Raw genomic sequence first — 12,343 nt, 5'->3', positions numbered from 1 at the left:
TGAGCCCGGATTATACTGCTTCCGAAGCGTGAAACCCGCCGTCGGAGAAGGGAAAAGCATGCATCTCAATGAATGGATCGAGCGCGTTGCGCAGCGGCTGGAGAATGCGAACCTGCATTATGGCCACGGCACCGCGTGCGCGCGGGATGAGGCGGCGTGGCTGGTCCGCTATGCCGCCGGCCTGCCGGTGGATTCCAGCCTGGCGAGTTCCGGGTCGGCCGCGCCGGCAGACCCGGAACTCGATGAGGAAGCCGGGCGCCGGATCGAGCGGCTGCTGACGGAACGCATCGACCGGCGCGTGCCGCTGGCCTACCTGACCGGCCGCGCGTGGTTCGCGGGTCTGGAATTCGAGGTGGACGAGTCGGTGCTGGTGCCGCGGTCACCGGTCGCGGAGCTGATCCTCGAAGGCTTTCAGCCCTGGGTGCCGCCGGAACGGCTGTCCCGGGCCCTGGATCTGTGCACCGGCAGTGGCTGCATTGGCATCGCCATGGCGGTACACCTGCCCGGGCTGCGGGTGGACGCCTCGGACATCAGTGCGGCGGCGCTGGAAGTCGCCCGCCGTAACGTGCAGCGCCATGGCGTCGCGGACCGGGTCGAGCTGATCCGGTCGGACCTGTTCGCGGGGCTGGCCGGTCGCCGTTACGACCTGATCGTGACCAATCCGCCTTACGTCCCGGCCGCAAGCCTGCCGGACCTGCCGGGCGAATACCGGGCCGAGCCCGCCCTGGGGCTGGAATCGGGCGATGACGGCCTGGACGCCTGTCTGCGGATCATGCTTCAATCGCCCTCCCACCTCGAGGAAACGGGCATACTGGTCTGTGAAGTCGGCGAGAGCGATGAACGGCTCGAACATCTGCTGCCGGAAGTGCCGTTCCTGTGGCTGGAATTCAGTCACGGCGGCGGCGGGGTATTCGTGCTCGATCGCGTCCAGTTGGAGCAGGCCAGGCCGGCCATCGAGCGTTGCACCAGGATGAGAGGGCATGTCTGACAACACGTTTGGGAAATGTTTCCGGGTTACCACTTTCGGCGAAAGCCACGGCCCTGCGATCGGTTGCGTGGTGGACGGATGCCCGCCCGGGCTGGAGATCGAAGCTGGCGAGATCCGCCGTGAACTCGAGCGACGGGCGACCGGCCGCTCCCGCCACACCTCGCAGCGCCGGGAAGCCGATGACGTTCAGATTCTCTCCGGCGTGTTCGAAGGCCGGACCACCGGAACGTCGATCGCCCTGCTGATCGAAAACACCGATGCCCGCAGCCGGGACTATGAAAACATCAAACGCCAGTTCCGCCCCGGCCATGCCGATTTCACCTACTGGAAAAAGTACGGCTTGCGGGATTATCGCGGCGGTGGGCGCTCGTCGGCCCGGGAAACGACCATGCGGGTCGCCGCCGGCGCCATCGCGCGCAAGTGGCTGGCCACCCGGCTGAACATCGAAATCCGCGGCTGGCTGGCCCAACTGGGCCCGTTGCGTACCGATCGCGAGATGGACTGGTCGGAGATCGACGCCAATCCGTTTTTCTGCCCGGACCCGGCCATGGTTTCGGAACTGGAGGGCTTCATGGACGGCCTGCGCAAATCGGGTGATTCAGTGGGAGCGCGGGTCAACGTGGTCGCGCGCAATGTGCCGGCGGGACTCGGCGAGCCCATCTACGGCAAGCTTGACGCCGAAATAGCCGCCGCCATGATGAGCATCAATGCCGCCAAGGGTGTGGAGATCGGCGCGGGTTTCGAAAGCGTCACCCAGCCCGGTTCCGAGCACCGCGATGAAATGACGCCGGATGGGTTTCTCAGTAACCATGCCGGCGGAATTCTCGGTGGCATATCCAGTGGCCAGGACATTCTGGTCAGCACGGCGTTCAAACCCACGTCGAGCCTGCGCCTGCCATGCCGCAGCCTAGATATCGACGGCAATGAGATCGAGGTCGTGACCAAGGGCCGCCACGACCCCTGTGTGGGCATCCGGGCGACGCCCATCGTCGAATCAATGCTGGCCCTGGTACTGATGGATCATGTTATTCGTCATCGCGGGCAGACCGGCCAATTCGGCACCGAAAACCCGGCAGGGTAGGTCTACGGGCAAACAAAGCGTTACAATTCTCCTCATTCCCAAAATATGAACGATAGGTAGTGCCGAAGTCATGAACAGACCCAGAATTGCAGTGGTTGGCGCCAGCGGCGCCGTCGGCGAAGTCATGCTGTCCATCCTCGCCGAACGGGGGCACCGCGACGACCGTGTCGTGGCACTGGCCAGCGAGCGCTCCGCCGGCCAGGAGGTCGAATTCGGGGCCAGCCAGCTGACGGTGGAAAACCTGGCGGATTTTGATTTTTCCGAGGTCGACTACGCGCTGTTTTCCGCGGGCGGGTCGGTCAGCAAGGAGCATGCGCCGCGAGCCGCGGAGGCGGGTTCGATCGTCATCGACAATACCTCGGCCTTTCGTTACGACGACGACATCCTGCTGGTGGTGCCCGAAGTGAACGGGCGCCGTCTGGAAGAAGTGACGCGTGGTTCGATCATCGCCAATCCCAATTGCTCGACGATCCAGATGGTTGTCGCACTCGCGCCGGTCCACGCGGCCGCGGGAATTACGCGAGTCAATGTCGCCACCTACCAGTCGGTTTCCGGTGCCGGGCGCAAAGGCCTGCACGAACTCGCCAATCAGACCGCGCAGCGGCTGAATTTCCAGGATCCCGACGTAAAGGCTTTCGCCCAGCCCATCGCCTTCAACGTATTGCCGCAGATCGATGAAATGCTGGACAACGGTTATTCCCGTGAAGAGATGAAAATGCACTGGGAGACGCAGAAGATTCTGGAAGACAGCGGGGTCGATGTGAACGCGACCGCGGTCCGGGTCCCGGTGTTTTACGGTCACGCCGAGGCCGTGCACTTCGAAACACGCGACGACATCGGCATCGAGGAGGTCGCTGAACTGCTTCGCAACGCGCCGGGGATCGAACTGATGGAGGGTGCGGATGGCATCCATCCCACCCCGGTGTCGCATGCTTCCGGCAAGGATCCGGTCTATGTGGGGCGCCTGCGTCGTGACCTCAGTCACCCGCGCGGAATCAGCATGTGGGTGGTTGCCGACAACGTGCGCAAGGGCGCCGCCCTCAACGCCGTTCAAATCATGGAACGTCTGGAGGCCATCCGTGAAGCGGTTGGCAAGTCAGCCGCCGCGGACGTACACTCGGTACCTGCGGCCGGGTGATTCCGCGAGTGGGGCCGCACCAGGGATGTTCTTCTGAGAGTCAGGGAAAGACGGAGGGACGCATGACAATCAGCTTGGGCAAAGTCGCGCGCTGGACCCTGTGCGCCGGTCTGGCGCTGTTCAGCCCCGCCGTACTGGCGCTGGGGCTCGGAAATGCGAGCGTCGAGTCGTTTTTGGACCAGCCGCTCCGCGCCCGAATCGACCTGATCTCCCGCCCGGACGAGGACCTGGGTTCCGTTTCCGCCGGCCTTGCTTCGGCCGATGACTTCGCATTGATCGGAGCCAGTCGCGAAGCGATTTCGGTTCCGTTGCGCTTCACCTTGCAGCAGGAGGGTGACGACGCCTGGATCGTGGTGACGAGCAACCTGGCGGTGCGTGACCCCATCATCCGTCTCATCGTCGAAGTGACCTGGCCCGGTGGGCGCATGCTGCGCGAATATACCCTGTTCCTGGATCCGCCCACGGTGCCGTCGGCCGCGCCTCCACCGCCCAGCGCACCCGCGCGTGAAGCGATGCCCGACGATTCCGGCCGCGCAGCGCCGGAGCCGGTTTCGGCGGCGGAATCTCCGGCCGTGTCCGCTTCGGGTCCTGCGGCAGCCGCCATACCCGAGGAAGGCGAGTACGGCCCGGTACGCCCGGGTGAAACCCTGTGGCGCATCGCCTCGGACTGGTCGGCCGGAACCGGTATGGACCTCAACCAGGTGATGCTGGCCATTCAGCGCAATAATCCGCAGGCCTTCATCAACGACAACATCAACCTGCTCAAACGGGGCGCGATACTGCGCATGCCGCGCCGCCAGGACATCGAGACCCTGTCTCCGTCCGCCGCCCGCGACGAGGTGCTGGAGCAGGCATCCGAATTCGGAGCCGGGCTCGACACCGTTTCGTCCGCAGCCGTCGACACGCCGCTGATCGCCGACACCTCGGTCGCGCCGGACGTCGGGGTGGCCGAGGAAGAACCCGTCGCGGAAGCACAGCTCGAAATTGTGCCGCCATCGGAGAGCGAGGGTGTGGACAGTGCTTACGGCACCGCGGACGACGCGGCGGAGGATGCCGAAGCCTCGACCTCCGCGACGGTGTTGCGGGAGGAACTGGCCCGTACCGAGGAAGAACTGTTCAGTGAACAGCAGGAAAACGAATTCCTGCGTGAGCGCATCGAGGAACTCGAGAGCCGGTTGACGGAAACCGGGGAAGAAGCGACGGTGGAAGATGCCGAGCTTGCAGCGATGGAAGCACGTCTGCGCGATGAACGTCTGGGCCAGGCTGCCGGGCTTGATGAGCCGCCGGCAAGCGACAGCGCGGCGGCAGCACCACCGCGGGCGGCGGATGCCGTACCCCAGGTCCGCACCACGGACGGGCCGCGTGAAGAATCCTCCTGGTACCAGAGTCGTACGGCGGTATGGGTGATCCTGCTGGTTGTGGCCGCCATCGTCGCCGGCTGGTTCGTGAGCCGGCGCGGGCGGGCCGAACCCGTGATTGCGGGCGCCGCCGGCGCGGATGACGGCACCGTGCGCGATATCCAGGACGAAGCCGAGGAAATACTCCGCGTGCTTCATCCCGATGAGGCGGAGGCGGATTCCGGGGAAACCGGGCCGGTCGAGGACGAGGATGACAGCCTCGCCGACGAAGCAGCGGGCGGCGACGCCGATGAGGAATCCCCCCGCAAGGCCGCGCGCCAACCCGACCGCGATGAAGATGAAGCCGAATTGCTGGATGAGGACAGCGAGGATCCCGAGGTGCGCCTGGATCTCGCACGCGCCTATATTTCCATGGGCGACAAGGAGGCCGCACGAGTCATCCTCGCTGAAGTGATCGAGCACGGTGACGAGGAACAGCAGGCCGAAGCCCGGACCATGATCAGCGAATTGTAATCGACCCGGATCATGCCGGTGCCGGCGTGATCGTCTGGTGAATCGGGGGCCGGGGCGGCCAATCGCTCCGGCCCCGTTTGTTCTCCGGGATTGCAATCGGCGCGGGCTGATCCGAAAATGTCCGGTTTGGGAAGGGCCCGCAATGCGTTTCGCAATCGGACTCGAATATGACGGCAGCGCGTTTCTCGGCTGGCAGGTGCAACGCCAGCAGCCCACGATACAGGGCACTGTGGAGCAGGCGCTCGCCCGGGTGGCAGATCACGACCTCCGGGTCACCGTGTGCGGCCGCACCGATACCGGCGTCCACGCATTGTGCCAGGTGGCTCATTTCGACACCGAGGCGCGGCGCAGCGAGCGTTCCTGGGTATTGGGGGTCAACAGTCATCTGCCGGCCAGCCTGAGCGTCCTGTGGGTACGTGAAGTCGATGAATCCTTTCATGCGCGATTCAGCGCGTTTGCACGCACTTATCGCTACGTCATTCTCAACCGCTGGATCCGACCCGCGCTGCACGCTCGTTACGTGGCCTGGTGCCGCCAGCCACTGGATGCCGGGCGCATGCACGAGGCGGCGCAGTGCCTGCTTGGAGAACACGATTTCTCGGCATTCCGTGCCGCCGGGTGCCAGGCCCGTCATGCGGTGCGTGATCTGCAGCGGATCGAGGTGCGGCGTGCAGGCAGCCGGGTGGAATTTGAAGTGACCGCGAATGGATTTCTCTATCACATGGTGCGCAACCTGGCGGGCAGCCTGATGGCCGTGGGACGTGGCGAGCGCGACGCCGATTGGTTGTCTGCCGTGCTGGCCGGACGGGACCGGAACCAGGCGGCGCCCACGGCACCTTCAGAAGGACTGTATTTTGTCGGCGCACGGTTTCCCACCGAATACGGGCTGCCTCCCGGCGAGGTGGAGTTCCCCCGCGGCACGGATGGGTCATGAGCGGTCCGGTGCGTGTGAAAATCTGCGGTCTGACCCGGGTTCCCGACGTGCGCGCAGCGTGCCGTGCCGGAGCGGATGCATTGGGCTTTGTTTTTGTACCCGCCAGCAAGCGCTGGGTCAGCCCCGAACGTGCGGCGGAGCTCGTGCGGGCCGTCCCCCCTTTCGTTGAACGGGTGGGCTTGTTTCTCGACGCGGAGCCGGAATTCGTTCGTGAAGTGCTGGCAGTGGTGCCGCTGGGTCTGTTGCAGTTTCACGGACGCGAAGAGGCGGGTTTCTGCAGCCAGTTCGGGTTACCCTATACGAAGGCCGTCAGCGCGGCACAGGAGCCGGTCAAGGAAGCCGAGGCGGCGTTTGGCAATGCCGCGGGCATCCTGGTCGACAGCCATGCCCCGGGCGGTCTCGGTGGCACCGGTCACACCGTGGCCTGGGATGCCATCCGGCCCGGCCGCTTGCCCCTGATTCTCGCGGGAGGCCTAAATTCCGCCAATGTCGCCGAGGCCGTGCGCGTCGTACGACCCTGGGCGGTGGACGTTTCGAGCGGCGTGGAAACCGCGCCCGGCATCAAGGATCCGGACGCAATCCGGCGATTCATCGAAGAGGCAAAACGTGTCAACTGAACCCATTAAAGCGGGCGCTTCGTCATCCGAAGTCTTCCGCGATCAAACCTGGGAGGCCGACGAGACCGGTCATTTCGGGCCTTACGGCGGGCGCTTCGTGTCCGAAACCCTGATGTTCGCGCTGGAGGAGTTGCGCGACGCCTGGCTGCGTTGGCGTGAAGATCCCGAATTCATCGCGCGCTTCGATGCCGATCTCGCTTATTTCGTGGGCCGTCCGTCACCCTTGTACTTCGCTCGTCGGCTGACTGAGCATGCCGGCGGTGCGCGGATTCTGCTCAAGCGCGAGGACCTCAACCATACCGGTGCGCACAAGGTGAACAACACGGTGGGCCAGGCGTTGCTGGCCGACTACATGGGCAAGCCACGGGTCATCGCCGAAACCGGTGCCGGGCAACACGGCGTGGCATCAGCGACCGTCGCGGCCCGGTTGGGCAAGCAATGCGTGGTATACATGGGCGAGGTCGACATCCAGCGTCAGTCCATCAATGTTTTTCGCATGAAGCTGCTGGGCGCCGAAGTGCGCGCGGTGGCGAGCGGGTCCCGCACCCTTAAAGATGCCCTGAACGAAGCGATGCGCGACTGGGTTACCCACGTGGACGACACCTTTTACATCATCGGCACGGTGGCCGGGCCGCATCCATACCCGACCATGGTGCGGGATTTCAACGCGGTCGTTGGACGTGAAGCGCGGCGCCAGGTGATTGAACAGTACGACACGCTACCGGATGCCCTGGTGGCGTGCGTGGGCGGTGGTTCCAACGCCATTGGCCTGTTCCACCCGTTCCTCGGAGACAGCGATGTACGCCTGGTCGGGGTCGAAGCTGCCGGCCGGGGTTTGTCCACCGGCCAGCACGCGGCTTCGCTGTGCGCCGGCCGTTCCGGCGTACTGCACGGTTGCCGCACCTACCTGATGGATGATGACGCGGGCCAGATCGAGCACACGCATTCGGTATCGGCCGGACTCGATTATCCCGGGGTAGGGCCGGAGCATGCCTGGCTGAAGGATATCGGACGGGCGGAATACGTTGGTGCCACCGACGAGGAAGCGATGCAGGCTTTCCACCTGTTGATTCGGCTGGAGGGCATCCTGCCGGCCCTGGAGAGCAGTCATGCCGTCGCCCATGGGTTGAAACTGGCGGCCGAAATGCGTCCGGACCAGACCATCATCGTCAACCTTTCGGGGCGTGGCGACAAGGACGTTCAGACGGTGGCCGCGCTGGAGAATATCGAACTGTGAGCAATCGAATCGACACTTGTTTCCGGGAACTCCGGAGCCGCGAGCGCACCGCGCTGATTCCCTTCATGACGGCTGGTGATCCCGGGGCAGACTGGACGCCGGCAGTGATGCACGCACTGGTGCAAGCGGGTGCGGACCTGATTGAACTCGGCGTGCCGTTCTCCGATCCGATGGCCGACGGGCCGGTGATCCAGGAAGCCAGCGAACGCGCTATCGAACGCGGCGTCACTTTGCGCTCGGTGCTGGACATGGTGCGGCTCTTCAGGCGGAAAGATGACCGCACGCCGGTGGTTCTGATGGGCTACCTCAACCCGGTTGAGCGCTATGGCTACCGGGCATTCGTCGACGATGCGGCCGCAGCGGGTGTGGACGGATTGCTGATGGTGGACTGCCCGCCCGAGGAAAGTCATGACCTCGAGCAAACGCTGCGTGATGCCGGCCTGCACGCCATTTTTCTGGTGGCTCCGACAACCACATCCGAGCGTTTGGCGGAAATCGCGGGTCGCGCCAGCGGTTATCTGTACTACGTTTCCTTCAAGGGTATCACCGGTGCGGACCGGCTGGATTTTTCCGGCATGGCGCAGCCCATATCCGATTTGCGCGAAGTGACCGACCTGCCGTTGGCGGTCGGTTTCGGCATCAAGGACGCGGAGGCCGCAGCGGCGGTGGCAGGCATGGCTGATGGCGTGGTGATCGGCAGCGCCCTGGTGGCCAGCATGGCAGACGCCTCCAGCGCTGATGAAGCAGCCCGCCGGGCGGGAGACTTTCTTGCACCGGTTCGCGCCGCCATGGACAATGGGGCCGCCTGAGTATCGCTCAGGCAAGTCTCTACCGCATCGAGGATGCTCACGATGACGCGTCACCAAAATTCCCAGGCACTGCCGGCCGCCCCGTTCGGGGCCGGATCCCGATGAGTTGGTTCCAGAAGTTGATGCCGTCACGGATTCGAACCGAAGGCGGCAACAAGCGTAATGTTCCCGAGGGACTGTGGACCAAGTGCGAAGAATGCACTTCGGTCCTGTATCGGCCGGAACTGGAACGTAATCTGCTGGTGTGCCCCAAGTGCGGCAAGCACATGCCGGTGGGCGCCCGTGCCCGGCTACAGCAGTTCCTCGACCCGGAAAACCAGCGCGAGATCGCGGCGGATCTGGAGCCGGTCGATTCGCTGAAATTCCGTGACACCAAGAAATACCGGGATCGCTTGGCCGCAGCGCAGAAACAGACGGGTGAAAAGGATGCGCTGATTGCGATGGCCGGAAGCCTGATGGGACGCGAACTCGTCGTCACGGCCTTCGAGTTTCGTTTCATGGGCGGTTCCATGGGCTCCGTCGTCGGCGAAAAATTCGCCCGGGCCGGTCAGGAATGTCTGCGGCTGGGCGCGCCCCTGGTGTGCTTCTCCGCCACCGGTGGTGCCCGGATGCAGGAAGGGCTGCTGTCGCTGATGCAGATGGCCAAGACCAGTGCCGTGCTGGCACGAATGGCCGAAGAAGGTCTTCCCTACATATCGGTGCTCACTCATCCCACGACCGGCGGAGTATCCGCCAGCCTGGGCATGCTGGGTGACGTCAACATCGCCGAACCCGGCGCGCTGATCGGCTTCGCCGGCCCGCGGGTCATCGAACAGACCGTGCGTGAGAAACTCCCGGAGGGTTTTCAGCGCAGCGAATTTCTGCTGGAGAAAGGGGCAGTGGACATGATCGTCGACCGGCGCCAGTTACGCGAGCAGATCGCCGCGCTGCTGGGGCTGCTGTGTGGCGGTTCACGGCCGAAGCCTGTCAGCGGCGAGGTGGTTGAGTCGGACGCCTGAACCGCTTGGCGCGATCCTGTCCCTTCGGCAAACCTCCCATTTGCGAATCCATCTTCCGCAGACCGCAAAATCGCCATGATGCCGCCCCCCGATAGCATCGTTGAGTGGCTGCGCTTACTGGAAACCCGGCACCCGGTCGCCATTGATCTGGGTCTCGAGCGCATCGGGGAAGTCTGGGACCGGCTGGGAAAACCGCGCCCCGCATCCCGCCTGATCACGGTCGCCGGCACCAATGGAAAAGGATCGACTGTGGCGTTCGCAGCGGCGCTGCTCGGGGCGGCCGGGTATCGGGTCGGCACGTATACCTCTCCGCATCTGATGCGCTACAACGAACGCATCCGCATTGCGGGCACCGAGCTTACCGATGGCCGGCTGCTCGATGCCTTCCGTCAGGTCGAGAACGCACGAGGCGACATCGGCCTGACCTATTTCGAGTTTGGAACCCTGGCGGCCTTTCTGGCTCTTGCCGATCAGGGGCTCGACCACGCCGTGCTCGAAGTGGGCCTGGGCGGACGCCTCGATGCCGTGAACCTGCTGGATGCCGACGTCTCGGTCATCACGCCCATCGGGCTGGACCACCAGGAGTACCTGGGTTCGGATCTCGAGTCCATCGGCGCGGAAAAGGCGGGCATCATCCGTGCCGGCCGGCCCGTTGTCTGCGGTGAATCGGACCCACCCGAATCGGTGTTGCGGGTGGCGCAGAGGCTGCGCGCTCCGGTCCATCGGCTGGGCCGTGAGTTTTCGATCACCGAAGTCGGCACGGAACTGAGGTGGCAAGGCCTGCAGACTGAAATTCGTCTCCCACGGCCGCCCCTTGCGGGCGCACACCAGGTACGTAATCTGGCCACTGCCATGGCCGCCGTGGCGGCCCTCGAGTCCGGGGTGCTGACCCGCGGCGACGCACTGGCCAGGGCCATTGCCGGCATCCAGATTCCGGGACGCCTGCAGCGGATTCGCGAACAACCGGAAGTGCTGGTGGACGTGGGCCACAACCCCCTGGCCGCCGAGGCGGTGGCCGCGACCCTGGAGAGCGCCGGAAACGGCAGGACGATTTGTGTGCTGGGCATGCTGCGTGACAAGGACGCGGCCGGTGTCGCCGCCGGGCTCGCGGACCGGGTTGAGATCTGGCATTGCTGTTCGCTCGGTGGCGAGCGAGGCCGTAGCGGGACGGATCTGGCGGGGGAAGTCGCCAAGGTCACGGGTGCCGGTGCGGTAACGGCCTTTGACGGGGTTCGACACGGCTTGCGATCGGCACTGGACAGGGCCGGAGCCAACGACCGGATACTGGTGTTCGGGTCCTTCACGACAGCCGTTGAGGCGATGGAGTTCCTTGAAGCCGGGTAAGACGCGGGTGCCCGCAACGGCCGCAGTGTGGCATTGGGCGGCGAGGCGAGGCAGGTTGACAGGGATACTGATAGAATCCCTCAACTCCACGTTTTCGGGGCAGCAGCGCACGCCATGGACAAAGCACTGAAGCAACGCCTGGTTGGCGCTACGGTACTCATCGCCCTTGCTGTCATCGTCCTGCCCATGCTGTTGGACGGGCCGCCCGACGATCCCGGTTCGGCGCCGTCGCAACGCATCGAGCTGCCACCACGGCCCGATGAAATCACGTTTGAAACCCGCCGCTTTCCGCTCGGTGATCAGGGCGGCCCTGTATCGGAAGCCGCGGAGGGTACCGCGGAAACGAACGGTCCCGGTCGCCTGCCCGTACCCGAACCCGAACCTGAACCCCGGGATCTCGAATCAAACGGACCGGATTCCGGTGATTCTCCGGATGCTTCAACGGCTGACGAACTCGGTGGAGACTCGCAGGCGGCAAAGCCTGAATCCGGGCAAGCCGAACATGCCCCCGGGCCGAATGATTCGGGCGTCATACCCGCCCCAGAGGTGCGCGAGGAAGCCGCGCCCCGGGTTGAAATCCAGCCACCGCCAGCCGAAGCCCGCCCCGGATCCGCCGAACCCGCCCCCGCTGCCGGGCGATACGTGGTGCAGGTGGCCAGCCTGGGCAGCGATGCCAACGCCCGGCGCCTGATGGGTACATTAGAAGATGCCGGGCTCGCGGTTTTGCTGGACACCGTCGAATCCGATGCGGCCCGGCTCAACCGGGTTCGGGTAGGCCCATACGCTTCGGAATCGGAGGCCAATGCCGCCGTCGGCCGGGTAAGGGAAGTGGTGGATGGCGTGAATCCGCGGGTGGTGGATCTGCGCCCGGACGAAGATGCTCCGGTGACCAGTCCCGCCGACCCCCTGGTCCGCTGGGTCGTGCAGGTGGGCAGTTTCTCGGACGCGTCCAACGCCGAAGGCCTGGTCAAACAACTGCAGGACAGCGGCCTGACCGCCTACCGGGAAACCGTGCGTTCGTCAGGGTCCAGCATTCACCGCGTGCGGGTCGGCCCGTTTCTGGATCGCCAGGACGCGCTGACTGCCCGGCAGAAAATCATCGACGCTCATTCCCTGGAGGGCGTCGTCATGAGCTCGGATTGAAGGATTTTCCGGCAATGCCGTCGAGCGCAGCCGGTTTACGCCGGGTTTTCGGCGTAAGAAGGGAAGCGAGACAGGTCGGTTGCGGTTGGCGAGCGGAGCGAGTCAGAGCAATCGCATTGATGCCGTCGAGCGCAGCCGGTTTACGCCGGGTTTTCGGCGTAAGAAGGGAAGCGAGACTCTGAA

General features: G+C 64.7%; 11 protein-coding genes. All 11 read left to right on the top strand.

Going from position 1 to position 12,343, the window contains the following annotated elements; genetic code table 11:
* Positions 1-58: 58 nt before the first annotated feature.
* The 11 genes from prmB to V3330_RS04190 all read left to right on the top strand — a co-directional run bounded on the left by prmB (position 59) and on the right by V3330_RS04190 (position 12,160).
* Positions 59-988, top strand: coding sequence for a 50S ribosomal protein L3 N(5)-glutamine methyltransferase (gene prmB / locus V3330_RS04240; protein WP_354694149.1), 930 nt, complete (start codon positions 59-61; stop codon positions 986-988).
* Positions 981-2,069 carry a chorismate synthase gene (gene aroC, locus V3330_RS04235; RefSeq protein WP_354694148.1) on the top strand — a complete coding sequence of 363 codons (1,089 nt, stop codon included), beginning with the start codon at positions 981-983 and terminating at the stop codon, positions 2,067-2,069. The genes prmB and aroC overlap by 8 nt, the downstream gene beginning before the upstream one ends.
* 70 nt (positions 2,070-2,139) lie before the next feature.
* Positions 2,140-3,207 carry an aspartate-semialdehyde dehydrogenase gene (locus V3330_RS04230; RefSeq protein WP_354694147.1) on the top strand — a complete coding sequence of 356 codons (1,068 nt, stop codon included), beginning with the start codon at positions 2,140-2,142 and terminating at the stop codon, positions 3,205-3,207.
* 62 nt (positions 3,208-3,269) lie between these two features.
* A complete protein-coding gene (locus V3330_RS04225) occupies positions 3,270-5,078 on the top strand; it encodes a type IV pilus assembly protein FimV (protein WP_354694146.1) in 1,809 nt (602 codons plus the stop codon).
* A 154-nt stretch (positions 5,079-5,232) separates the two neighbouring features.
* Positions 5,233-6,012: a tRNA pseudouridine(38-40) synthase TruA gene (gene truA, locus V3330_RS04220; RefSeq protein WP_354694256.1), complete on the top strand. Its 780-nt coding sequence runs from the start codon at positions 5,233-5,235 to the stop codon at positions 6,010-6,012.
* A complete protein-coding gene (locus tag V3330_RS04215; protein ID WP_354694145.1) occupies positions 6,009-6,629 on the top strand; it encodes a phosphoribosylanthranilate isomerase in 621 nt (206 codons plus the stop codon). The genes truA and V3330_RS04215 overlap by 4 nt, the downstream gene beginning before the upstream one ends.
* A 4-nt stretch (positions 6,630-6,633) precedes the next feature.
* Positions 6,634-7,866 (top strand): tryptophan synthase subunit beta, encoded by a 1,233-nt coding sequence (trpB, locus tag V3330_RS04210; protein ID WP_354694255.1) that lies wholly within the window; start codon positions 6,634-6,636, stop codon positions 7,864-7,866.
* Complete coding sequence (trpA, locus tag V3330_RS04205; RefSeq protein ID WP_354694144.1) at positions 7,863-8,675, top strand: tryptophan synthase subunit alpha; 813 nt, start codon at positions 7,863-7,865, stop codon at positions 8,673-8,675. The genes trpB and trpA overlap by 4 nt, the downstream gene beginning before the upstream one ends.
* Positions 8,676-8,776: 101 nt before the next feature.
* A complete protein-coding gene (gene accD / locus V3330_RS04200; protein WP_354694143.1) occupies positions 8,777-9,673 on the top strand; it encodes an acetyl-CoA carboxylase, carboxyltransferase subunit beta in 897 nt (298 codons plus the stop codon).
* Between the two features lie 75 nt (positions 9,674-9,748).
* Entirely contained in the window at positions 9,749-11,017 is a 1,269-nt protein-coding gene (gene folC / locus V3330_RS04195) for a bifunctional tetrahydrofolate synthase/dihydrofolate synthase (RefSeq protein ID WP_354694142.1), read from the top strand.
* A 114-nt stretch (positions 11,018-11,131) separates the two neighbouring features.
* A complete protein-coding gene (locus tag V3330_RS04190) occupies positions 11,132-12,160 on the top strand; it encodes an SPOR domain-containing protein (RefSeq protein WP_354694141.1) in 1,029 nt (342 codons plus the stop codon).
* Positions 12,161-12,343: the final 183 nt, after the last annotated feature.

It is taken from the genome of Elongatibacter sediminis (assembly GCF_037892215.1).
Lineage (GTDB): Bacteria > Pseudomonadota > Gammaproteobacteria > Xanthomonadales > SZUA-36 > Elongatibacter > Elongatibacter sediminis.
Note: the sequence above shows the minus strand (reverse complement) of the source record. Positions and strands in the feature narration are given on the sequence as shown.

Coding starts and splice junctions, on each gene's coding strand:
- prmB (WP_354694149.1), top strand. CDS start 59: ATGCATCTCAATGAATGGATCGAGCGCGTTGCGCAGCGGCTGGAGAAT.
- aroC (WP_354694148.1), top strand. CDS start 981: ATGTCTGACAACACGTTTGGGAAATGTTTCCGGGTTACCACTTTCGGC.
- V3330_RS04230 (WP_354694147.1), top strand. CDS start 2,140: ATGAACAGACCCAGAATTGCAGTGGTTGGCGCCAGCGGCGCCGTCGGC.
- V3330_RS04225 (WP_354694146.1), top strand. CDS start 3,270: ATGACAATCAGCTTGGGCAAAGTCGCGCGCTGGACCCTGTGCGCCGGT.
- V3330_RS04215 (WP_354694145.1), top strand. CDS start 6,009: ATGAGCGGTCCGGTGCGTGTGAAAATCTGCGGTCTGACCCGGGTTCCC.
- accD (WP_354694143.1), top strand. CDS start 8,777: ATGAGTTGGTTCCAGAAGTTGATGCCGTCACGGATTCGAACCGAAGGC.
- folC (WP_354694142.1), top strand. CDS start 9,749: ATGATGCCGCCCCCCGATAGCATCGTTGAGTGGCTGCGCTTACTGGAA.
- V3330_RS04190 (WP_354694141.1), top strand. CDS start 11,132: ATGGACAAAGCACTGAAGCAACGCCTGGTTGGCGCTACGGTACTCATC.